Below are 23,793 nucleotides of genomic sequence, written 5' to 3' on the forward strand. Positions count from 1 at the left end.
ACTCCCTATTCTTATCTTTTAGCATGCGCCCAACCACCTGGAGCTCTTCCACCCTTATGATTTATGGAATTATGTATTCCAAAAGGTACTAATTCCATTCTACCGTTAATTTCAGAATGATGCCATGTTGTTCCAGGTGGGCGTGTTCCACCTGGAAGTTGTGAATCAAGCCATTGGAACTGTTTAGGATCAGATTTCTTCCAATAGTCTTTCGGCAACTCTAAAATAACAGGTTTCCCATCAAACTTTATGATTAAATCAGCTTTCTCAAAATCAGGATGTCTTGTACCAGGCTTCATAGGTACATCAGGTATTTTCTCTAGTTCTTTCGCTCGTTCTCTAATCAACTTAATTTGCTTTTGTGTTAGAGTATCTCCCCCTGGTACATTTCTCCACTTCCAAGGGACGTTTGAATTAACTTTCTCTGCATAAACTGTAGCAAAGTCATCTAATACTTCATCAAATTTCTTATTACCTGACAAGAAATCATCAATGTTTTTTAAATAAGGTAGCTTACTACTACTACCATTGCCACCTTCTCCCGTCCCCTTAGTGCTCTTACCCGTATACTCTCCTGATTCTAACGCATCAATTTGTTTTTGTCTCTCAGGCGAAATCTTTGCACCGGAACCTTTAGAATGTGGGACGTCAGGACCAGGATCATGAAACCGATAATGACCTCCAGCAGTTGCAAAGATGGGTAACCTTTTAGTTATACGGATGTTCATCTTTCTAGCTACACTTTGCAAGTAACTTCCTAAGGATTCAAAATTGGTTGGAAAACGGATGGCATTCGTTTTGAATTTTCCATCTCCAACTTTGGCGAGAGCAGAGTCGGCCTTTGCTGAATCTCCGAATAACCCCGGTGTTCCTCCTTTCCCAGCTTTCTTTTCTTCAGCTTCCTTGAGTCCCTTAGATAAGGAGGCTTCTTCTTTGCCCAACTTTCCCAGATTTCTAACTAACTTTGCGCCGCCTTTGACAGATGCATAAATGTCTGCTACACGTTCAACGGCCTTGATACTGTCATATCCTGCATCGTAACTTTCCTGTTTGGTATCGGTCAATGGATTAGGGAAGAAATTATTCAGTTTTCGCTCAATCGGATCGGGTATGCTTTTTATGCCGTCCCACACGGTTTCAAGGTCGTGAACCACATCTTTCTTTGTTTTTTTTCCTTGGAATGAATCGGCAATATAGTTCCAGCCAAACTTTGCACCGCCCTTAATACCCTCGAGCGTCTCATTGCGTTCCAGAAAACCTTTACCAGTGTAATTTCCCGGCATAACGAAAGGAGTCATTACCATGGTCCCCATATCCGCTATGTCGACAACTGAGTCCCATACACCGCCTAAAAACTCTATACCCGCATCCCATTCTCCCTTGAGCGTGGCGCCTACGTTTTCCTTAACGCGTGCTCCGAGCACACTTTGGATTCCGTTTTCAGCGACCTGCTTCTCAAAGTCAGACAAAATCGGTTCTGGGTAGTATTGATGGAGGGAAGCTATAAGCTGGATTTCTGAGCTCACGCTGTTAACTTCCTGCTCCAGATCCAACGTATCAGTTGTCGTATTTAAGTGTAAGCCGTTGGTTCCTTGCAGCAGGATGCTACCTGCCGAAAGACTAAGACTGCCTGTCGCTTGAATTTGTATACGTTGGGTGCTGTTCAGGCTGACACCGTTATGGGTATTCATGGAGATGTACAGCGACCCTTCCTGCGCACTCATCGACAGTTCAGAGTTCCCTAAGGAAATTTCTTTTCCCTGTGGATTCGCAAAGGATTTGACCCCTGGATCGGCTGTTTTACGCTGGTGGCGTACTGCAGGCGATTCGATCACGGCACCTTGAGCTGTGTGAGATGAAGGGACAGCAACGCTGGATGGTTTTGTTCGAACCGATTGTATGACCATCGCATCGTCTTCGTCTGCACTTGGAAAATACAGCTTCACCTGCGCACCTTTTTCCGGCATTAGATACCACACCTGATTCCCTTCAGCAGAATAGGGGAACCATTGGGCATCCTTGGGATTCTGCTGATCGTCTATATCCAAATGCAACCGAACCTGATTCCGGCTGACATCTAGTATTTTTCCTTCAATAGCCGCGCCAATGATGGTACGATTATAGATTTTAGGGACCTTCAAGCCTTGTGACAATGCGCATTCATACGACCAGGTCATTAAACCGCGAATCAACCGTCCTTCACGTTTGGTGATGACGTAGGTTTCGTGATTGCGCTCGACTTCATCTCCCAATTGCAGCATTCGATCCCACTCAAAGGTATACCGGGTGTAATCTCCGATGCTGGCAGATCTCCAGCCATTCGCCTCTTGATCCAGATAGGGAGCAATCTTGCGTTGAAGCGTAAAAGGAACCTCTTTCAAATGAATATGCTGTCTGGCCTGCGGAATACCGATCCAAATTTGAGCATGGTGTGAAACGATATTTGGGACGAGAAGGGCTCCCAAATGCGAAGCCAGCCGTTTTAAAAAAGTCCAATCGGTCTCCTGATACTGCAACATAAACTGGCCTGTCGCTTTTTTCTCAAAAGCTTCATCAATCTTGTCCGAGCCCTTATAATCGGCCAGCACCGCATCTACAATCTCCGCATACTTTTGATTGATGTGCTGAAAGGAGCGGTTTTTGAGCTGCGTATCCAGTTTAAAACTATGAGAAATGACGTCGAGAGTTACCACGATCTCCTGATGTCTGTGCTCCACATCTAAGCAGTATAGTTGTCCCATAAATAAGGGATGCTTCTGATCTTTGGCATCGGAATACCATAGCTCAACTTCGTCGTCACTGCTTGCTTTGGTAATGATTGTGTCTGCTTGATCGGCTTCTAGACTACCCGTGATCACCAGTCTAGCATGCTCTCCCAGCTCGTGACTCATATGGACGTTGTGAAGACGCAGCTTGCCATAGGGCCAAGTGACATGTAAGTGCTGATAGGTAAAGCGGTCTTTCGCTACGATGTTCATCCTTAATCTCCTTGCCTGTTAAAATCAACCATCCTGTCCGTCATCAGTAATGGAGATGATACCTCCACCACCTGATCCCGTGCTGTCTGCACCAAAAAAGGAGGATATCGCCTCTTGTACACCTTGACAGCTACACATTAAGGTAGAATTGTTGAGTAGGGCAGGTGCCCCCTCAATCAATACGTCTTCCTTACCGCCTGTCCACTTGGACCCAAACGCAATCTCCGGTTCACAGGGAAGACCCTGCTTCAATTTACACAATCCAAAAGCATTGATTTTGCTAATATTGGCTCCACAAATGGCATCGTCCACGTTCAGAACGGGCTTATCTTTAATGAAGACACCGTGGCTGTACATCATATTGAGCACACCAGGGTCTGTGCCTTGACTGCACTGTAACTTGGCTCCTCTCACCACATAAGAATGTTCTCCGCTGAGTGCACCTTGAGCCAGAGCTTTAATAAGTAAAGGTAAAAACATACAAGTACCTCCTTGAATAAAAGGTATAGAATCAAGAAAGCTCCAACCATGTTGCGGTGTGCAGCATGGCATAGGTTAAGGGAACCCAGAGGGGAGCATCCTCCAGCTTAAATTGGCAACTTCCGATCACAGCCTTGCCATGCCAGGAACGCACAAAGACAATCTGATAATAGGGAGAGGGGGAAACTAGAAAAATAGCTTCATAACAACCAATGACGGTATCATGAATAGAAAGAGCCTTTTCATCCACGAGCTTCATACTTGGTTGTGCGCGACTCGTTTGCTCAATCATCTGCTGTTGATAGATTTCTATTTGCGTGGGGTTCAGTTCTTGCCTGCTTTGGTGCAGACCTAACAGGATTCCACCCAGCTTGTCCTGAACAACGAAGCTTTTCGACGGATCTACCGTCTGTCCAGCCCGAACTTCTGGAATAAGAGAGTCAGGCAGGGAAATGGTGTGTTGATTTTCAAAGACAGAAAGGGTTTGAAATCGAATTTCCTGTTCATTCGGTAGGGTTAGTGAGCCTTTCAAAATTCCCTCCATCGCCGCTTCAATAGATATCATCATCCAGCTTTCATCGTTTTCCGCTGTACTTAGTTGCTCTTTCAACGTTTGTTGATGATGCAGTTTCAAAAAAAATTCATCCCAATGCTCCGTCAAGGTTGAACCTCCTTATAAGAGTTCTAGCTTTTGTAGCCGAAAACCACTCAAACTCCGTCGCAGCAAACTTTCAGCAGCCTCTAAGCTAATGATGAAATAAGGTTCCCTCACGTTGGAGAGTCTGAAAAAATGGTGTCCATTCACCTTTTGACTATCCAGCACAAGGCGTTTCAGGGTTTGATCATGCGGATAAAATTCAGTCTGTTCCGAAATACCATCCACGGAGGTAACAGATGGAATCCAATATAGCTCCTGACGGCTGGGTTCCCGGTTCACGATATACAACTGCTTAAAACGAGCTTGTGTATTGTATAGTTCTAGAATCCGTTTCATAGGATCGGAAAATAGCGGTTGTGAGGGTGAAAACGGTAGCCAGTCCGTGTACTCGGCATTTTCTGTCGCATGAACATCTAAAACCTGAGCCGGAGGCATGCCAACAAATGGCGTTTTAAAAAGGTCTAAATTCATCGGTTTAATGTTTCGGGAAATACGATGATCATCGACCAGCACATAATAATGGCGCATACACATTCCTCCTTATTCCGTCCACACAATAGATTGACGCTGTGCTTCGCTTAATTTCCAATACTGTTGGTACTTTCGCGGGACAAGGGTTCCTTGCATCGAAGCCCCCTCAAAATATGCATGTTCAAACGAATGTACATCTGTAAAATCAGCCCCATCCAGGTTGGCGTGCTCGAAACGAAGTCCACATAGCCCCGGCACACGAACTCCATGTTCCCGATGCGGCTGTCCGCTGGCACTGCTGAAGTTAGCACCTCTCAAATCGCTATATCTAAAATCCGTGTCGGTCAGGAGGCATCCCTGAAAGCTGCTTCCTGCCAGATTCGCTCGTTGCCAAATGCTTCCGATCAATATGCAGCTGTGAAACTGGCTTTCCCGTAAGTCACTGTGGCTAAAATCGTTATAGCGCAAATCCTTTTGCATCAGGTGAATGTGGGGAAGAGAGAGCCGCTTTAGGTTTTCGTAAACATAGGGTTCTTCTTCACTGGAATGTATCAATTGCTCTCTCACTTGATCTGCAAGAAGCGATTTCTGATCTTCGACATATAGATTCTCGCTGATATCCTTGTACTCGCCCGTTCGGATAGCTACACGATCAGCTTTATGAATGGCGAGATACTCAGGCATTTGAACCACTTCTGCCATTCCTAAGCGCAGGAGGGAGTTCACAAACTGATGGAAAAAAGGAGCGGATTCCAGCATCATTCGTTCAACGTCCACAGAAGTAATCGTCCCCATATATATTTTTCGTTCCTGCTCCAAGGTTTCCAACATGGTACTCATCGGTGCATAGGCCCATGAAGCGTCATAGGTTAACTTGCAATCGGAATCATCTTCGTACCATTCAGCAGAGTAAGCCTCGACCATATACAGGTAGGATTGCTCTAGGATCTGAGTGCGCAAGAACGAGTAGTGAATATATCCAATGGGTTGTTTTTGACCTTGTTGCTGCATGCTCAGAATGTGTATACACAAATCCCTGAACGATTCTTTGAAGTCGAAGATCAGCTGATCCTGACAACGCTGAAACTTGGCTTCCAGCACGTCCAACTGAATGTCCAGCAAAGGTGTAAAATGATGCTCTTTAAAATGGTGTAACGCCGCTTGTTTATCCATCTGCTAGTTCTCACCTCCCGTTAGTTCATCTTGATTTCCGTACCGGAGAAGGTCGTTTTGTCATCCAGCGTAATGGTATTGCCTTTACCAGACAACTCAATTTTTCCGGCAGAAAGCTGGATGTTACCAGAACTCATAACAATATCCGAAGCCGCACTAATACTCACATTTTTTCCGCTTACAATATCAATGCCTGTTTTATCGTTAATGACAATGGACATGCCATTGCCAGAAATAACGATTTGATCCGGAGCGAGCATGATTTCTTTGCCGTATTTGGTTCGCAGCGTCTTAATGGCAGGGTCAGCCATTCGATCTGGCGCAGGAGCTGCCGCAGACAGTGCCGAAGAAGACTTTGATCCAGCAGACGAAGCAGAAGCTGTGGCATGTCCAGAAGTAGCAGTAGATTTTCCCCCGGAAGGTTGTGGTTCTCTTTTGACTGAGCTGATCGCGTAACCCTCTTCTTCCTTATAACTGGGGAAATAGATACGGATGCTGTCCCCGTCTTCAGGCATACAATACCAGCCCGTGTTATCCGCAGATGCATAGATGGTAGAGTAGGGAAACCAGTAATCCGTGTTCGGATCTTGCTGATCGTCCATGTCAAGCTGGGCGCGTACTTTGTCCCGACGAACGCTCAGTACCTTGCCATGAATGGAAGCGCCGATAATGGAGCGATTGTAGTCTTTAATCGGACGTAAGCCGCTTCGTGGTGACAGCTTGGCGGTATGGGTCAGCACCCCATCCTTCATCTCCGTTAGCACCTCAGCTACGATCAGTTTATGGCCTTGAAAGGTCACTTCGTAGCCAGGCTCCAGCAATTTCTCCGTTTCGACCTCATATTGGATAAAATCCGCATCACGTACGCCGGGGATATGGTTCTCTGAGGCGGTTTGAAAATCCGCGACCCGTTTGCTGACTTTATAATTGGTAGATTTTATTTCCCCCTTGCTGAGTCCCATAGGTAGGCCAAAATAAAACTTGGGAACCCCATAGCCCACCGCAGGAATGAGTGGAGAGTAAAAGTGGGAGGCCATCCGTTTCAGAAATTTCCAATCGGTTTCATCATATTGCATGATAAAGGTGCCGATAGGCTTCTTTTGGGACACAACATCCATCGCTTCGGCTTTAGAATAGTCCGATACAATACTTTCGATCAGACCCGTATAGGTGAGCTTAGGGTTCTGGAAAGAGCGTTGATGGCGCTTAATATCTAACTCGTAGGTATGAGATATAGCTTCGACAGTCAGGTAATGGACCCCGTGAACAACTTTTTCCTCCACATCCAAGGCAATGCCTCGAAAAAGGGGCTGCCGATTACCGTTTTTGTCTGTAACAAAGGCTTTGACCTGGGTTTCTTCATCCGAAGCACGCACATACAGCTCGCGTTTTTTCTCCGAGATGATGCCTGTAAAGATCATTCGGGCATGGTCATTGATTGTTTTTAAGATTTTAAGTTCATGGAGGCGTACGAATTCATAAGGCATGATTTCGATATGACCGTACGTCACGGTATTTTCCATAGTTGACTCCTTCTATAGTTGGGATTGGTAAATGTTATTATGAGATTCCCAGCTAGATATGTTGTTAATGATAAATCCAGCATATGTATTTATCGGTTAAAAGAGAGATTTAGTTTACAGAATGACCCATTCGATGTGGTATTTACTATGTGTATTATTGGAAGTAGGAGATATGGGAGGGGAGTTTTGAGCAGAGAAAAGCATATAATAGGTGGTAAGAAGAGTACAAAGAGATATTTATAAAAGATTGAGTTCTAATGAGAGATGAGGGTTCAGGTTATGCCAAAAAACGATAATATGCTGGCCATTCTATGGATGCTGAATTCGGGCGTAAAAATGACTGCAAAACAAATATCCGAAAAGTTAGAAATAAATATAAGGACAGTTTATCGTTATATTGATGCACTAAGTGCCAGTGGAGTGCCTATAATATCTGACGCGGGTCATAATGGCGGGTATAGCCTGCTGAATAATTTTATTAGAGCACCTTTACTATTTGATATGGAGGAGAAAAAGGCACTCCTTCATGCTGCTGTTTTTGCAAAAGAGGCTGGATACCCTTTGAGTGAGGCATTAGACAAAGCGACATCAAAATTGAAAATGTATTCGAATCAAGAGCAGGAAAGTATACTTAGCCGTCATTTAGCCGGATTTGAAGTGATTAATCGCATGGGAGACCCTTCTCTTCAGCCGGTATTGGCGGAATTAGAGCAGGCTGTAGCCAACCAATTCTCTGTAGAAATGGATTATCGCACAAGCCATGAAGAACAACCCAAGAATAGGGTGATAGACCCCTATGGAATGGTCTACTGGAACAATAAATGGTATACTGTTGCATTTTGTCACCTAAGAAATGAGATCCGTTGCTTTCGGGCAGATCGAATTCTACAAATCAAGCGTACTCCAATCATATTTAAGCGTTCTGAAGCTTTTTCAGCCCGTGAATTTTTTATGCAAAATCTATTACCTGATTTAGTGGGCAAGCACAGTTTAATTTCTTTAACTATCGAAGGCAGGACAGAGGCATTGGATGACTTATGTCTGCATTGGTTTTTGGGGCATCATCTGAAAGAGAGGACCTCTAATCATGCCATCTTTTTGCTTGAGAAAAAATCACTTCATACATATGTCCCTTATTTACTCCTACCCTACGGGAAATCCATTCAAGTCATCGAACCACAGAGTTTGAAGGAAAAACTTGTTGCTGTTGCGTCGGAGTTAATGGAATATTATCAACGTTAAAAGCTTCACTGACAGTAGATGTCAGTGAAGCTTTTTTATAATGAGGATAATCATGGATTACCGAGGGCTGGTAACACTCGATAAATTATAAAATAAGGAGAACTTGCAAATGAATAATACGGTATATCTTTATGTGTTTGACACCATGGCAGATTGGGAGATAGGTTATTTAACTGCCGAACTGAACTCGGGGAGATATTATAAAAAGGGGCTGGTCCCATCAAAAATAGTTACCGTGGGAATGGAAAAGACCCCTGTAACTACAATGGGCGGATTGAAAATCCTGCCTGACATCACACTGGATGAGTGCAGCATTGAAAGCACAGATACATTGATTTTACCCGGTGGAGATACATGGACAGAAACCATTCACCAACCCATCTTAAAAATCGCTGAGAGGTGTTTAGAGGAAGGGATATGGGTTGCAGCGATTTGTGGTGCTACCATGGGACTTGCCCAGGCAGGATTGCTGAATTCACGTTGGCATACAAGCAATGATCTGGAATACCTTAAAATGATCTGTCCCAACTACACGGGCGAAAATTATTACAAAGTGGAGTCTGCTGTAACGGATGGAAAACTAATCACTGCATCTGGAACAGCTCCGTTGGAGTTTTCTGTACATGTCTTAAAAGCTCTGGGTGTGTTTTCTTCAAAAACATTAGAAGCCTGGTATAGTCTTAACAAAACTCGTGAATCCAAATATTACTATGAGTTGATGAATTCAATCCAATAAAGATATGAGCATTAAATTGAACTGTTACGATCATTTAAAGGAGGAGTCAAAATGACTGAAAGCAGAGAATATATGGGAGTGTCAGGTAAATATACAAAGAAGGGGATGCCCAACGGCTTTACATCTATTACCCCTTTTATTACCGTGAAGAATCCTTCGGAAGCAATAGAGTTCTATACAACGGTTTTCAATGCAAGGGTTAAGGATATTACTGAATATCCTGATGAGAATGGCAATAAAATAATTGTTCATGCTGAATTAGATTTTGGAAATGGTTTTTTGCAGCTGGGAGCAGCGAATCCGGCATATCAATTGGTCTTGCCGCCAGATGAAGAGAATGCGTGTTATTCTTTCGGAATTTACGTCATGAATGCTGATCAGGTCATTGAAAATGCGGTAGCAAGAGGAGCGAAAGTAAGGGAACCAGTTACAAACTTTGTTTCAGGTGATCGATTCGGAAGTATATTGGATCCTTGCGGAGTAAGATGGTCTATTATGACCAGAATCGAGGATTTGTCAGAAGAAGAAAGTAGTCGTAGGGTTGCCGAATGGGCTAAAAGCTTTAGTGGAGAATAAATGCAATAACTTTTTTTGATGAAAAGTGTTAAAGTGACTATCTGCTAAAATGATGTAATAGAAATTCTGGTGGCACAAAGTTGCATACATGAACGATGAAGAAAAGATGATGCCGAGTGCTCCCATTATGCCGCCATATCCAAATCGGGTTATGGTTCCTCTTAGATTTGTTTCAGAAGTTCTGGGGGCTACAGTAAATACAACTAAGATCAATGGAACATTACATGTTGACATTAAGAAATAATACTTGATTGCTTGGGAATGGGTAACAAACTAATTGCTCCTTAAGTCTGGTACATAAGGCTTGAGGAGCAATGTTTTAATGAATAGCAGAGAAAGTTTTGAACAGGGGTTCAACTCTCCACGTCTCTATACTGAAACCCGCTCACTGAGCGGGTTTTTGCTTTTAATCACTTTTAATTGTAGACCTAATGTAGATATGAAAAATTTAAGGCATAGGGTGGACCTTTGAGGAACTGAAGAAGGATATTGAAGCCTATACATCTATTATTTAAAATAATGAGGTTGCAGGCAAAACTAAAAGGCCTCAGTCCAATGGAATATTACTATTTTCGTTCATTCTTCGTTTGTAATGTTCTTCCGGCAGCTAGTATATACTGCAAAGGGTCATTTATTTTAAGATACGACAGACTTTGAGACACGCGACCTTCCTGATTAACTTTTGGACGTTTTCGATCCGGGATATCTACAGACGCGAAATCTGCATCCATTTCCACCGTTTGATTAAAGAAGCCAATGATGTGCAAATCTTCTTTCCCTTCTTTAATCGTGGAGCCTGTCCGATTTAACCCACTCACTGTGATACTCCCTCTGGTTTCGCTTGCTGAGTTTTTCTCTTCCACAAGATTGAAATTTTGAATATCCAGTGCAGAAGGATTGTCAACAATGGATCTTCCTCGATCCAGTTCTATTACTTTTTGAAAAATCTTGCTTTGGTCAAAAGCAAGATCTTTTAAAATTACTTTGTTGTTCATGTACTCAAACGGGATATTCATACTTCTCCCTAATACCCCAAGCGGAATGACAAAGGCATCCTGAATCACTTCGGGCTGAGTGTCCATCTGCGCTGGAGTACCGTTCAGTTTATATGTTTTCGCTCCCTTTTGAAACACAATTTCATTTGACCTCCACCTGATTTTTGCTTCCTGAAGTTTACCGTTATAATCAACTTTTGCGCCAAGAAGCTCGGCAACGGAACGAAGCGGAACCATGAGACGTTTTTCTTCATTAACGTAGGGACCAATCGGCGTGCAGTACAAAACGTCATAATCATTCACTTTGAGCAAAGAGGTTCCATTGACATGAATAGAGTGATTAATCGGTGCTGCATTAGCGTTATAAGAAGAGGTTCCAAATATAGAACTCACAAGAACTGCAAGGGATAATACAGCCGTTCTATAAAAATATTTTCGTTTCATTTTTCACCCTCCGTGAATTGAGATAGGTTGTGTTAGGTCGCATGTTTGCTTTGGAGCAGTGATAGTTTGTCCTTCTTTAGTTTTAAATAAATTTTCTCCTACTTGCTCTGCATTAGACCACTGCTCCAATAATTCGGGCTTGTTTGCAAGAATCTCTCCATCATCTCGAATGTATACTACATTGGTTCTTTCTCAGAACAGGTTGCTTTATGAAAATTCAGGTGGTAATAGGGGGTATATCCTTTCCATAGTCTCGACACACGTGGAGTGCGTGGTAGTGATATATCGAGATGAGAAGCATTGATGAATGAGGATTTAAGAGCAACTTGAATATGTTCCTGCATTCAAAAAAACGTTTTAGGATTGAGTGCTGTTCATTGTTACTGCATTGCACAATGGCAAATAATTTGGAAGATGTTTAGGAAACGGTAAAGAGAGGCGGCGAGCCCCTCTTATTTGTGTGATGTTGAGCATTTTTATTCATTTACAGAAAGCGTAGCATTTCATTTCACAATTTTTCATCACAAAAAGGCTTTTGTCTCATTCAATGAGCGTGCTATATTCGATAAAAGCTGAATTGTATTCCTTATCTCATGTTCCGTAGTGTCTGGGTGAATTGCACAGATTCTGAGAACAGTTTTTCCATTAAGTTGTGTCGTAAGCACAGAGGCGTATCCGTTTGTCATCATTTCTTGGGAGATCTTTTTATTGAGTGAATCTAATTCTTGCTCAGATAATCCAGTTGGCGCATATCGAAAATTAACAATCGCTAACTGTGCGGGGGATACAATTTCCCAATCATTATGTTTTTTGATTTCATCGTCAGCCCATTCTGCGAGTTGAACTCCATGCTCTATGGCTTCACCGACAGCATTAGTTCCTAAAGCCTGTAGTGTCACCCATAGTTTCAAACTTCGAGCAGGCCGCGTTAATTCAGGGCCCAGATCCCAATAATTAATATATTCTTCATTAGTCTCGGCATCTTTCAAATATTCTGGATGTGTGCTGAAGCAGTTTCTGAGCTGTTGATTTTCTTTGGCTAAAACTACGCTACAGGAGTATGTCTGCATTAACCATTTATGTGCATCCCAGGTGATGCTATCTGAACGCGATATCCCGCTCAAAAGGGGCTTATATTTCGAAGAAGCCAAAATCGATGCACCGTAAGCTCCATCCACGTGTAACCAAATGTTATGTTTTTCACATAGGTCAGCAATTTCGTTTAACGGGTCGATGCTTCCCGTATTGGTTGTGCCTGCCGTAACAATGATCGCAAAAGGCTTCATGCCAGCCGCCTGATCATCCATTACTTTTTTTTCTAAGGCTGAAACATCCATACCAAAATTTTTATCACTTGGAATCTTTCTGATTTGATCACCACGGAATCCGAGGATGCGTAACCCTTTGGCGACCGATGAATGAGTTTGATCTGAAACATAAGCAGTTCCAATGGCATATTCCTGCTCGGATAACCTTGCATTGCGTGCAGCCGCTAAAGCGGTCAAATTCGACAGCGATCCGCCCGACAGAAATAAGCCTCCAGCAGTATTGGGATATCCTGCTTGGTCACACATCCACCGGATCACTTCCCCCTCTAAAAGGCTTGCGCTCGAACTCAGCATCCAGCTTCCGGCATGGGTATTATAAGCGCTGGTCATGATATCTCCTAACCACGAGTAAAGAGACATTGGACCAGGAACCAATGCGAAAAAGCGAGGGTGTTGCATGAAGGTTTGGTGAGGATAGACGTTTTTCCTCATTTCATCGACGACCTCTTGTATCGGTCTTCCTTTTTTCGGAAAACCAATTCCCCTTAAATGAGCTATTGTATCCCCATCTGCAGTGTTGATTACTTTTCGGGATCGAATATTGTTATTTTCTGCTATAAATGAATGTATGAACTGCTCAATAATCTCACCTAATTGCTGACTTGGTTCTTGATTCATTATAAGCATCTCCTTTGCTTAACTTCAATCAAGTATAATATAACATCTGTTGTCATATTGTGATATTCACCGATTTCATCATTACGTTTATTTTTAGGCTCTTCGCTATTACGCAAAGTAATTCTCAAAGGCAAAGAGAGCTATAAAATCGCCGTTCAGTGCAAATGCTGGAAACGTGATGTTGAGAATGATATAGTACTCCAACTCAAGGCTGGTAAGCAGGTACATAGTTGCTGTGTTGCTTGGATGGTAACGACGAGTAATTTTACAAGGCATCAAGGAGCGGGGGAGCTTGTAATATAGGAGGGGGAACCTTAGTTATCTGAAAATAATTAAAAAAAGAGAATAAATGTTTAGTACTTGTAAGAAAAGTGTTCGAAAAACGCTTTGCCAGATGTTGCATGAGCTACTTAAAAATTTAAAAAATGACTCTGGATTAAACTGGGAGTAAAAAAATACTGGTGGCCCTTAAAGATGCGATAGGAGCCACCAGTAAAAACTAATTTACTTATATTGTTAATAAGAGCCAACTATACTTTTACTGTATATTGTACCAACACCTCAAAGGAATAAAAAAATGGGTGAGCCATCTTTCGATACACACCTTAATTTTGACTAAGAATTATTGTCCAATTTGTTCTAAGATTTGTGTGTAAGCATTCCTATAATGATCGGGGTTAGGATCTTCTCCTATTATCTTGGGCACGTCGAAGTCAGACAGCAGGAAATGGTGTTTGGGTTGAACTTCATGCCTTGCTAAGCAACTCTTGCAACAGGACAAGGGACAGCCGTCAATTGCAATGATGTCACGTCCCGATTTTGCTGTTCTGACAAGAGGTTTGACATCACCACCAACACCAGCTATGCAGGACATTTCAGCGACTTTTTCTCGATCCATTTGTATAGCGATCATGTTAGCGGTTTGTGCTGCGGAGGAACATCCAGAACAAGAATAGACAAGAGGTAAATCAGTTCTTTTCATCTTTGTACACTTCCTTGTTTTTTCTTTGTGATCGATCACAGTATCTTTGGTTTCAGCTGAAATAAATTTAAAATTGTTTGTATTTTAACTTAAATTTACAGTCTAAACCGTGATCACGATCACGACAACATTTTGTAAAATCTATTATAGGGCTAACTGTGTGTGTATAAATCAGCCAGATCCCTCTTTTTAACTTAATTTTTCTAATAGAGAATTAGCTTTATCTAAATATAAATCTGATTTCCAGGGATATTGTTAATTATTCATCCATCTCCCAATGGAAATATGCAGATAGGTTTTTGTATGCCTTATTCATATCATTATCTGCGCACTTATTAATGATACGATTTAATGTGGCTTCAAGTATATTTTCATTAAAGTTCTTTGCTATAAAATGACCATGCCCGATAATAATATCACCTTGATCTGTCATCCTATCTAACCTTTTAGGACTTACTAGTTCAAATGAAAACATGTCTGATGCTCCATTTATTTCAACGGGTCCGATATCTACATTATAAGTAATATAGAAGTCGTCTATATCTTCACCCCAATCCTCGTACACCTTTGTTAAAGCCTTTATTGTAAGCATTTGATTATTCTCCTATTCTAGAATATCAATATGAATGTTTCTTATCTGCTTTGTTGCCCATGCTTTTCCAGCGCTGTATTCTTCGAGCATTTTCTTTTGCAAGTCAAACGCCTTCAGATGGGGAGGGATCTCAAGTCATTGTTTTAGGGGAAAGATAGGGGCGGGTTCTACGATTTCTTGCATAGTTATAGGACATGAACTTATCAGTTTAAGATGATCCAATCAATTGAAGCGAGGATATTTTTTCTATTTCCCTACAGAAAACTAAGCCCGATACAAAACGCAGCAACTCTCGCAGCGACTTCTTTGGCGTTATGTTTTTTATTTTAGTAAAGTGTAAATAACATCAAATGGGTTCTTATCTTCAAAAAAATCGGTGTAGAGCTTTGCAATTTCGTTTGAATTCAAGTCCTCATTACATCGTAATAAGCTCCCTAGTTTCACCAATACGTCAGCTTCTTTTGAGGTTACTATTTTCTTTTGTACTATATTTTCTGTATTTTTTGGAGTTACCCACGCCCAATCATTCACAGCTGCTTCAGTAAATGGATATCCAAAAGAAAACGAACTGACATGAGCGTCTGAACACAGAGGATGAACAATGCAATTATTCCTGAACGATATCTTATCCTTTGTGCTTTTTGAACCTCTTGGGCAAATGTTTCTAGGTAATGAGGGATTTCTCCCCAATTAGAACGTCCCATTGAAACTAGTATTTCAACGGCAAATTCATTATTTAATTTATTGGCCAATTGTAAGAATATCTGCCGGAGGCGGTAAATGCACCTAGACATCTTGCCGCTTCATGAACGTTAGTCGCACCTTCTGATATAAGTTTCACATATTCGTCCGTTCGACGTAATGGAAACACGTTATTTAGGATACAAAACTCAAGCAATGTTGTGCATACAAACAGAATGACAACATCTTAATACGGGTATTACATGGGTTAAGTCTAGTCTGCTTTTGGATGAATAGATGACTTACTTGGCAATGGGGGGCTTTTTAACAGCCGTCCCTTGTAGTTTATATTGTTAGCAAATAGCGGCGGATAAAACAGAATTCACAACACGGGCAGCTGATTCCCATTGCGATGTTATATTATATAAAAAGTATACGAATTACCTTTTATATCCGCTACCTTTAAAAAACTTCTTCTAAATAAGGATAATTCTGTAGCTTTGGATTTTCTTTAGTGATATACCTGGTTTGATATTCATCTAGATTATTATTGATAAATAAACGCCCTTCATAGTGAATTTCCCTCCCTTAGTCGTTTGAGTCTCTGTATGTAAACTCTGATGGGGAGGGATGGCAAGTTACTGTTTTGTGTGGAATAAAAGCTCATCCCTACTAATAAAAAAAGTTGGAATGAGCTTTTGTAAGTTTATCGAGTGCTTGAATCAGTTAGTGTTTAGTTTGTTGGTAAGTATTCGAATTTACTCTAAAAACTTTTTTCTGCTTGAATTTGTTCAAACCATTCCATTGAAAAATCATCTGCAGTTTTAACCTGATGATTAGTGTGTACTAATTCATAGTTGTAATTTATTAAGAAACTCCCTACATATTCTACCTGACATATTATAAATTAATTCCATTTTTCTCAATTTCTCCATAAGTTCATGGTTATTTATTATACAATCTTTATTATTATCATTAATTAAAAATCTTAAAGAATCAATACACATTTCAAATAGTTCTTTGTCTGTTGTTTCGATAAGTGATAATATTATATTAATTTCTCTTGCATCATTTTCTTCTTCAAAGCAATATACTACCCTTTTTTGCCACTCTAACGACTTTTCCATTATATTTTTTTTAAGCAATTCCCAATCTGTTTCAGAAAATTTTTCCATCAAGGTCATCGCATCATTTACTCCAACATCATACCAATAATCATCTGAAGCATTCTCTCCAGACATTTCAGTTATTAATTTGTCAAATCCCTCATATTTCATAAATTTTCCTCCACTAATTTATTGGTTCAAATCCTGGCGTTGGTTTACCTCCCACTGGATATCCAGCAGTAATGTTTTTGCCTTCTTTAATAACATCTATTTCAACACCATCTACAGTACCGCTATGCAAAGTTGTAGTTACCCCATCTGAAGTACGACTTCCAACTGCTGGCGTATCGCTAATTTTTTTATAGAGCCTATAATTTTCTCATCACTCCATGAATCAGGAAATACTGTGCTTTTTTTAAGCTTTGCGAGAGTTCCATCTGGAAACTGATGATAAAATTGAACAAATTTAGATCTATCTGGATTTTCCCTGAGAACTTCTACTGCATAATTAGAATTTTCATCATTTACCACATTAGGCGAATGCCCCTCTAATTCCATTTTTACCTGGTATTCTCTCTCCCCCTAATATTTTTTGCTCCATCTCTGGTGATAAGTAAGATTCACTAGCTTTGCCCGTCCCCTAAGGAGAAAACGATCTTAGTCAGTATCCGTCTACGTTACCCAAATCAAAATTTATGTAATGTTTCAATATTATAAAGACTGTTGATATACCTGTATACATATTGAAAAACTTATTCCTCATTATGACTCTTATAGGAATAAGCTTCTCAGTGTTTGTTATGTTTATTCGTTATTTTCTATACTCTTAACTTCTATCATTTTTTGTTCAATCCAATTCATAACCATTTCTGCCTCCTCTCGAGGAATCCTCCCCCTCTCGCTTTTATATTTATAAGTTTCATAAGCCCATACTAATATAATTTTCACAAATTCAACTGTCTCTAATTTACAAATCGGTTCAATTTCATCTTCTTCCTCGTCATAAAATGGATCTTCAATTATTGTATAGTCTCTAAAGGATATAACGCTTGATGCATTTCCTCCATGTCTATATTCGGGTATATTTCCCCTTAATAAATCAACATAATTATCAATATCAATTTTCAAATCTTTAAATCTCCAAGGTATATCAGATCCTAAGGGATCACTTATCATATTGGCGAACTCCAGTGATTTTTCTTCGTCAAAATCCAATATAACTATATTAAATTCTTCCATATACCTCAATTTATATTTATATTTTATCATTATTCAAACAACCTCCAATTCAATATACTGGATAAGCTGAAATTATCTTATCATTTCTTAAAATAAACTCTATTTCCATTCCCGTGCTTGTTTTTCCTATATATTTATTGTTTTTTATAATTACTTTATTATTAAAAGCTTCATTTACTGAATCTATCACCTGTTGTGGTGTCCATTCCTTTGGAAAAAATGTGGATTTAGGTCCTTTTAATACTCCATTAATTTCAATATTAGCTTGATAGACACCAAACTCATTAGGTGGGTCAATATTTCCGACAATTTTACCGTTACTACTTGGCATTCCTTCATAATGAAAACCATTGGCATTTCCATTCTTGAGTATTTCACCATCAAAAATATGGTTTAATCCATTTTCTTTAGTCCCTTGTTTGAAGTTTTCTGTGTTCTGTAGACTCTCAAGCCATTTCTCTTTCTCTATAACAGGTTTACCACCTTGTCCCGTCCCCTCTAACGCCTGTCGTTTCTTAATAGCATCAAGAGTAAGCTTTTCTTTTTTTACATATTCCCCAAACTTGGATGCTTCCCTTGTGGCCTTGCTCTGGGCGATGTTTTGTAATACTCGCTCTTTTATTTGGTCAGCCGGAGATACTTTAATTACTCCTGTCCCCGGTGTTTCAACATTAACTTTTGGAGCTTTAATTGATTTAGAAGGTATCTTTATATTCCTACCAAATTTAGCACCGTATAAACTTCCAACCATCTGAAATTCAGAAAATACGCTACTGATTATAATTGCATTTGCCTGCCATTTTGGTATTTCTTCGCCTGTCCAATAGTTCTTTCCTTCTTTAGCTGCTTTAATCTGTTCTACGAAAATATCCACATTTTCTGGTTCGTGATGTAATTTGATTTCTCCATTTTTGATAGCTTCGTTATAGGCAAGAGTGGCTTGGGCTGCTTTCTGATCGGTAACTCCATTTTTACTGAGGACCCACATAGTACCCATAAATTCTTTATCATACTCATCAAAATTATAGGATACTTTGGCTTTTTCAGCTGCCATGTAGCTGTCATAATTGGCTCTCCAGCGTTGTCTCAGATCTATAGGAATCTGCTGATACGCATGAACCATGGCATTAGACTCTTTCAGCAGGTTTTGAACCAGTTCCAGTGGGCCACCGGAATGCGCTATATGACGTGCACTCGTAAACACTTTCCCCAAAATCCACTTGCTATAGTAGGCTTGTCTCGCTTGATCATGTTCATACTGGTTAATCAATCCTTGGAGTGCTAGACCAGCCAAGTGTTTCAACGGATGAATACCGTTCCCCTTTCCGCCTCCAATCGTAGCAGTTCCTTTGCTCCGAACGGGGATCATTGCGGTTGCTTTCAGAATGACACCCGCCGCAGGCCCACCTAAAGCTCCCGCAACAACGCCAGCCACTTTTCCCATCACTGGAATGGAGCCTAATAGCTTGGACACCGTACCCAACAAAGAGTTGGCCTTTTGAAGTGCAGCCGGACTTGTTACTTTGGCGGTAGGAGTGCTGCTTGATGAAGTCTTAGCTGCTGATGGAGCTTGCGCCGCCTCGTATGCTTTGATGCTCATCAATGGTGGCTCAGGCACAGGAGGGAGGTCGGCTACGAAAACAGGTGCTTTCACCGTACCTTCCTGATAAATCACCGGAGCTTTGGTATCCGTCTCACCATCCAGTACCATGCTGCTGGACCCGCCTTTTAGATACAGCGCCGTTCCAGCTTCGAGCGAAAGTTCCTGCCCAGCATCGAGCTTCACGTGACCACCCTGAATCTGCATATTCCCCGGACTGTCGATGGTAATGCCGCTACTTTCGTGCAGTGTAATAGAAAATCCATCCGAGGTGGACAGGGTCAATTCTTGCTCAGACATTTCTATGCCGCTACCTTGCACATGTTGCCATACCTTTACATTCGGCTGTCCATTCGCGTGGCGTTGTTGTCGGAGCGAATCTGCCACATAGGCATCCTGTTCGCGGTGTGTGGGCAGATACAACTCTACCTGTTCCCCGATCTCAGGCATATCGTACCAACCGCTATGTTCTTCGGCGACATATCGAGTCGCCACGGGAAACCAGCAGGCTTTGGCAGGATCTTGCTTCGGGTCGATGTCCAGTTGAAGCTGTACGAAATCCTGCTGTACCTTGAGCACCGTTCCTGTCAGCGAAATTCCAGTGGCCTGGTCGTTTTCGTAACGGGCATAGCGGATATCCTGTTCGGCTTGAAGATCATAACGGGTACGCAGTAAGCCATCCGTTAAGGTTGTTACTGCCCGAACGACGACCAACTCCTTGCCTTGACCAATGGGTAACGTGATGAGGTCACCCAGCGCATAGTATTGCAGACTTTCAATCATATAGGTGACATACGAGCCAGCACGTTCTCCCGGCTTTTCCGCATCCAGCTCATGAAACGTTTTTCGTACACGATAAAATACTTCCCGTTCCACCTTATGCTGCTTGCCTTCGGGCATCCCGAAGAAAACCTTGGGCGAGGCTGCGGTTACCTCTGGCACGAGTACGGAGCCAAAGCGAGAAGCTAGGCGTTTTAAAAACGCCCAATCCGTCTCCTCATATTGTAAAACAAATGTCTCCAGTTTGGCATGGTTGCTTACCGTATCAATGGCATCTCCGTACTGATATTTTCGAACCAGCGCAGTGACCAGATCATCATAAGTACGGTGAATATCTTGATAGGAACGCCTTTTACGCTTAATATCCATCTGGTACGAATGTGAAGCGGCCTCCAGTTCAAACGTATACACGCCTCGCACGCAGTGTACGGAGATACGCGTAACAATCCCATGGAATAATCTTCTCAGCGATTGTCCCTGATCATCCAACTGACGAATCACAATGGGCTCTTGCTCCATATTTTGACCAATACAAGCCGCTCCCTGTTCTTCGGAGAGCATGCCACTGATATGTAAATAGGCATGATCATTAATGGTGCGTGTTATTTGAAGTTGTTCGATGTGTAGTGGCTGAAAGGGACCATAAAAGCGGAGGCTTTCATATCCGATCCCATCTGATAATACGCTCAAGTGAGTTCATAACTCCTTTCTATATGTAATGGGTATTTCCAAGTAAAGTCGTCATCTTGAATTCGCTTCTGATTATAGAAGCAGCAGATGGGTACAAACTGTGAGTCAAAATAGATATGTATTACAAGGTTTGTACGCTAAAAAGGGGCGAGAGGTGATATTTAATAAACAACCCAGCATATGTATTTATCGGTTAAAAGCGAGATTTAGTTTACAGAATGACCCATTCATTGGGGGGGCGATGTGTATTTTTGGAAGGAGGAAGTACGGAAGGGAAATGTGGAGTAGAAGAAAGCGTATAATAGATGAATAATACAATAAAAGGAATATATCCCTTCCACTGTCTCGACACATGTGGAGTGCGTGGTAGTAATATATCGAGATGAGAAACATTGATATACGAGGGGTTAAGAGCAACTTGAATATGTTCCTGCATTCAAAAAACGTTTTAGGGTTGAGTGTGAGAACATATTTTATTTACATACATGAGGCATGTGTAATCGACAGTGCTGTTTGTTAGTGCGGAAGATTATTAGAGATGTATCGGTGTAAATAGTAAAAAGGTGGGAATCCCTCTTTTTGTTGTTGGCTGTGATTGTACTATGATGTCAATCTATTATGTTTTATTTTCTCCCTAAAACAAGTATTGCATCATGGGGGGCCCTTTCCTCTTTTTCCAACTCAATAGCATTAGTTGAGTCTCCCCATAGTTGTTAACCCATATTCTAGGACATGAGTGTTTCTTCCTCCCATAGTACGTTTACTTTGTGTTGACGATTTGTTAGAAGGAAGCCATTTTATTCTATACAGTTTACGATGCTATACGTTTCTACTTTGGAGGAGCTAACATGTTTTGACTGGATCTGAAGTAGAGTAGTTCTTTTCAAAGCAAAGGGATTCCTTTTTCAGGATTACCTTTTTACACAACTATGGGTAGTGTATGGGAAATACAATTTAATCTAATCTATAGATTCCTTAATTATCTTTAGTAACTCATTCAGTTGACGATAATTCTCAGCTTTTTTAAAAAGAATAGATGTTAATATTGTTCTTAATGCAAAAATCAGAACTACGAATAATAGTGATCCTATAAAAAATGTAATGGTGAGAACCCAATCTTTTTGATTAATAATACTTGGGATAATCTTATTAATATAAGCATTCCAAATAGGTAAACTAAAAACTGCAAAGAAAGATATCGGTAACCAGTTTTTAGATTTGATAGATTCGCTTTTTTCATCGAAATAACTTATATAAGTATCTAATATGTTTTTATTTAATTTTTTTTTATAAATTAGATTAGAGAGTTTGTTAATTCTTATTGCTTTGAGAACTGAAATTTCATAGCTTAATATTTTGTGCTCCATATGTTTTATATAATAAGGATACTCAGTTTTAATGTAGTTACGTGAAGCTCTAACAGACAAAATCATTGAAATGATGTGTATGATCAAAGTAGATAGAGCCCCTAATAAGAGCCAAAAAGAATAAGATTTCAAATCTGTTGAGTAAATGACAAAAAATAAAATTTCAAAAATAGCTGCAAATATTATCGCTCCAGTTGCAACACTTTTGAGTAATTTTGATTTTTTATCAATTAAAACCTTTCTCAGTGAAAGTTTTTCGAAACAAGTATTATAAATAATCTTTCTTAACAAGAAGTGGGAATCTAATCTGGTTTTCATAAAAAATCTCCTTTATTTTTTTATATACATTATCGGTTTGTAAATAAAAAATACTAAATATTACTTATTGGAGATAATTAGGTTTTCATGTCTATATTACAAACCTCTCCTACATATTTGTGGGAACACTGCGTCTGATTTCCATATTTGTTATGGCTTTTGAATGTGTTGGATATATAGAGAACCAAAGGAAATAACGAAACAACCAATTTCTGATTCTTTGTTTAGGGTAATTTGCTATCTATTTTTTATATTTATTGGGTAATTACCCAAAAGATTTAAACATATAAGCGATGTTCGGAATTAGGTCTTTAGAATCATGCAAGGACTTTTTTTGTTCCATATATCCCCATGAATATGCTATAGTGTAAGAAATAAAGAAGATTTATGCAGAATTTAGTAGAGCATTGGGTGTGGATATACCCTTAGACTTGGGTATATAGACCTCCTTTGGTATTCGTTGATATATTTTTGATGAGGTGAAAGCGAGTGGCAAGGACGTATTATGCTGAAGGAAAGCAAGTTGCTCATGTATTGAGAGGGCTATTTATTATAGTCGGACTTACTATTTATTTTAAAATACCTGGTCTACACTGGGGATACCTTTTTGGTATCTTACTTGGTTCTGTGATTCTGGGAGAAATTTTTGGATCGATATGGACACGAAAGCGACGACAAAAAAAGAAGGGTAAGAGCGTCGGTGGAAAAAATGGTAGGAGTAGCGTACCTAACACAAACAATGGGGTACGCAAGGCAATTGCGAAAACAACGAGTAAAAAACTAACCGATGCACAGATTCTCCAAGCTGATGTAGATACACTATCAGGAACAGATTTTGAACGATTAATGGAGCTTTATTATACAGATCAAGGTTACTCAGTACAGCGAGTTGGTGGATCAGGTGATCATGAAGTCGATTTGATTCTCAAAGGTAAAGAGGGTTATAAAATCGCCGTTCAGTGCAAACGCTGGAAGCGTGATGTCGGGAATGATATAGTACTCCGGCTCAAGGCTGGTAAGCAGGTACACGGTTGTTATGATGCTTGGATTGTGACGACGAGCAATTTTACAAGGGCAGCTAAGGAGGCGGCGGAGCGGTTGAATATTAAATTGATTAGCGGTGTGGCCTTAGCTGATAAATTGCAACGGTGGGGAAGGTAACAATAGTAATAGATTTAACATATTTCAAACAGAGGAAGAGAGATGATAAAAGTAA

The 23,793-nt window shown here is 40.6% G+C and carries 21 protein-coding genes; 6 read left to right on the forward strand and 15 right to left on the reverse strand.

Annotated elements, in window-relative coordinates:
* Positions 1 to 11 precede the first annotated feature (11 nt).
* The 6 genes from NSQ58_RS09610 to NSQ58_RS09635 are packed head-to-tail and all read right to left on the reverse strand — an operon-like array spanning position 12 to position 7,283.
* On the reverse strand, positions 12 to 2,978 hold the full coding sequence (locus NSQ58_RS09610) for an HNH endonuclease (protein WP_341057254.1): 2,967 nt from the start codon (positions 2,976 to 2,978) through the stop codon (positions 12 to 14).
* 24 nt (positions 2,979 to 3,002) lie between these two features.
* A complete protein-coding gene (locus NSQ58_RS09615; RefSeq protein WP_023989777.1) occupies positions 3,003 to 3,458 on the reverse strand; it encodes a DUF4280 domain-containing protein in 456 nt (151 codons plus the stop codon).
* A 31-nt stretch (positions 3,459 to 3,489) separates the two neighbouring features.
* A complete protein-coding gene (locus tag NSQ58_RS09620; RefSeq protein WP_068942092.1) occupies positions 3,490 to 4,119 on the reverse strand; it encodes a hypothetical protein in 630 nt (209 codons plus the stop codon).
* Positions 4,120 to 4,131: 12 nt separating this feature from the next.
* Positions 4,132 to 4,644 (reverse strand): imm11 family protein, encoded by a 513-nt coding sequence (locus tag NSQ58_RS09625; protein WP_076264775.1) that lies wholly within the window; start codon positions 4,642 to 4,644, stop codon positions 4,132 to 4,134.
* A 12-nt stretch (positions 4,645 to 4,656) separates the two neighbouring features.
* Complete coding sequence (locus tag NSQ58_RS09630; protein ID WP_076264774.1) at positions 4,657 to 5,760, reverse strand: pentapeptide repeat-containing protein; 1,104 nt, start codon at positions 5,758 to 5,760, stop codon at positions 4,657 to 4,659.
* A gap of 20 nt (positions 5,761 to 5,780) precedes the next feature.
* Positions 5,781 to 7,283 (reverse strand): hypothetical protein, encoded by a 1,503-nt coding sequence (locus NSQ58_RS09635; RefSeq protein WP_341057255.1) that lies wholly within the window; start codon positions 7,281 to 7,283, stop codon positions 5,781 to 5,783.
* Positions 7,284 to 7,562: 279 nt separating this feature from the next.
* Here NSQ58_RS09635 and NSQ58_RS09640 point away from each other — a divergent pair, with 279 nt between their 5' ends.
* The 4 genes from NSQ58_RS09640 (at position 7,563) to NSQ58_RS09655 (ending at position 10,081) form a co-directional block, all read left to right on the forward strand.
* On the forward strand, positions 7,563 to 8,525 hold the full coding sequence (locus NSQ58_RS09640; protein ID WP_076264772.1) for a helix-turn-helix transcriptional regulator: 963 nt from the start codon (positions 7,563 to 7,565) through the stop codon (positions 8,523 to 8,525).
* Between the two features lie 109 nt (positions 8,526 to 8,634).
* The gene (locus tag NSQ58_RS09645; RefSeq protein ID WP_053325912.1) at positions 8,635 to 9,261 is read left to right on the forward strand and encodes a type 1 glutamine amidotransferase family protein; all 627 of its coding nucleotides are present in this window, start codon (positions 8,635 to 8,637) and stop codon (positions 9,259 to 9,261) included.
* A 51-nt stretch (positions 9,262 to 9,312) separates the two neighbouring features.
* Positions 9,313 to 9,837, forward strand: a complete 525-nt coding sequence (locus tag NSQ58_RS09650) for a VOC family protein (protein ID WP_053325911.1) — start codon at positions 9,313 to 9,315, stop codon at positions 9,835 to 9,837.
* Between the two features lie 88 nt (positions 9,838 to 9,925).
* Positions 9,926 to 10,081 (forward strand): stalk domain-containing protein, encoded by a 156-nt coding sequence (locus tag NSQ58_RS09655; RefSeq protein WP_071558401.1) that lies wholly within the window; start codon positions 9,926 to 9,928, stop codon positions 10,079 to 10,081.
* Positions 10,082 to 10,403: 322 nt separating this feature from the next.
* Here NSQ58_RS09655 and NSQ58_RS09660 read toward each other — a convergent pair whose 3' ends face one another.
* Both NSQ58_RS09660 and NSQ58_RS09665 read right to left on the reverse strand, forming a co-directional pair.
* The gene (locus NSQ58_RS09660) at positions 10,404 to 11,276 is read right to left on the reverse strand and encodes a copper amine oxidase N-terminal domain-containing protein (RefSeq protein ID WP_071558402.1); all 873 of its coding nucleotides are present in this window, start codon (positions 11,274 to 11,276) and stop codon (positions 10,404 to 10,406) included.
* 521 nt (positions 11,277 to 11,797) lie between these two features.
* Positions 11,798 to 13,222 carry a pyridoxal phosphate-dependent decarboxylase family protein gene (locus NSQ58_RS09665; protein WP_341057256.1) on the reverse strand — a complete coding sequence of 475 codons (1,425 nt, stop codon included), beginning with the start codon at positions 13,220 to 13,222 and terminating at the stop codon, positions 11,798 to 11,800.
* A gap of 147 nt (positions 13,223 to 13,369) precedes the next feature.
* Here NSQ58_RS09665 and NSQ58_RS09670 point away from each other — a divergent pair, with 147 nt between their 5' ends.
* Positions 13,370 to 13,525 carry a restriction endonuclease gene (locus NSQ58_RS09670; protein WP_445671673.1) on the forward strand — a complete coding sequence of 52 codons (156 nt, stop codon included), beginning with the start codon at positions 13,370 to 13,372 and terminating at the stop codon, positions 13,523 to 13,525.
* Positions 13,526 to 13,844: 319 nt separating this feature from the next.
* On the opposite strand, the gene NSQ58_RS09675 is transcribed toward NSQ58_RS09670, so the two are convergent.
* The 7 genes from NSQ58_RS09675 to NSQ58_RS09705 all read right to left on the reverse strand — a co-directional run bounded on the left by NSQ58_RS09675 (position 13,845) and on the right by NSQ58_RS09705 (position 22,577).
* A complete protein-coding gene (locus tag NSQ58_RS09675) occupies positions 13,845 to 14,204 on the reverse strand; it encodes a putative zinc-binding protein (protein WP_013311396.1) in 360 nt (119 codons plus the stop codon).
* 259 nt (positions 14,205 to 14,463) lie between these two features.
* The gene (locus NSQ58_RS09680) at positions 14,464 to 14,796 is read right to left on the reverse strand and encodes an Imm8 family immunity protein (protein ID WP_103744727.1); all 333 of its coding nucleotides are present in this window, start codon (positions 14,794 to 14,796) and stop codon (positions 14,464 to 14,466) included.
* A 1,532-nt stretch (positions 14,797 to 16,328) separates the two neighbouring features.
* Positions 16,329 to 16,754 carry a hypothetical protein gene (locus NSQ58_RS09685; protein WP_340858129.1) on the reverse strand — a complete coding sequence of 142 codons (426 nt, stop codon included), beginning with the start codon at positions 16,752 to 16,754 and terminating at the stop codon, positions 16,329 to 16,331.
* Between the two features lie 138 nt (positions 16,755 to 16,892).
* Positions 16,893 to 17,114: an EndoU domain-containing protein gene (locus NSQ58_RS09690; RefSeq protein WP_219818462.1), complete on the reverse strand. Its 222-nt coding sequence runs from the start codon at positions 17,112 to 17,114 to the stop codon at positions 16,893 to 16,895.
* Between the two features lie 273 nt (positions 17,115 to 17,387).
* Positions 17,388 to 17,852: a hypothetical protein gene (locus tag NSQ58_RS09695; RefSeq protein WP_103744725.1), complete on the reverse strand. Its 465-nt coding sequence runs from the start codon at positions 17,850 to 17,852 to the stop codon at positions 17,388 to 17,390.
* A 19-nt stretch (positions 17,853 to 17,871) separates the two neighbouring features.
* Positions 17,872 to 20,892: an EndoU domain-containing protein gene (locus NSQ58_RS09700; RefSeq protein ID WP_341057257.1), complete on the reverse strand. Its 3,021-nt coding sequence runs from the start codon at positions 20,890 to 20,892 to the stop codon at positions 17,872 to 17,874.
* 959 nt (positions 20,893 to 21,851) lie between these two features.
* The gene (locus NSQ58_RS09705; protein WP_341057259.1) at positions 21,852 to 22,577 is read right to left on the reverse strand and encodes a hypothetical protein; all 726 of its coding nucleotides are present in this window, start codon (positions 22,575 to 22,577) and stop codon (positions 21,852 to 21,854) included.
* A gap of 489 nt (positions 22,578 to 23,066) precedes the next feature.
* On the opposite strand from NSQ58_RS09705, the gene NSQ58_RS09710 reads away from it, so the two are divergent.
* Positions 23,067 to 23,738, forward strand: a complete 672-nt coding sequence (locus tag NSQ58_RS09710) for a restriction endonuclease (protein WP_341057260.1) — start codon at positions 23,067 to 23,069, stop codon at positions 23,736 to 23,738.
* Positions 23,739 to 23,793: the final 55 nt, after the last annotated feature.

It is taken from the genome of Paenibacillus sp. FSL M7-0134 (assembly GCF_038007865.1).
Taxonomy (GTDB): domain Bacteria; phylum Bacillota; class Bacilli; order Paenibacillales; family Paenibacillaceae; genus Paenibacillus; species Paenibacillus polymyxa_B.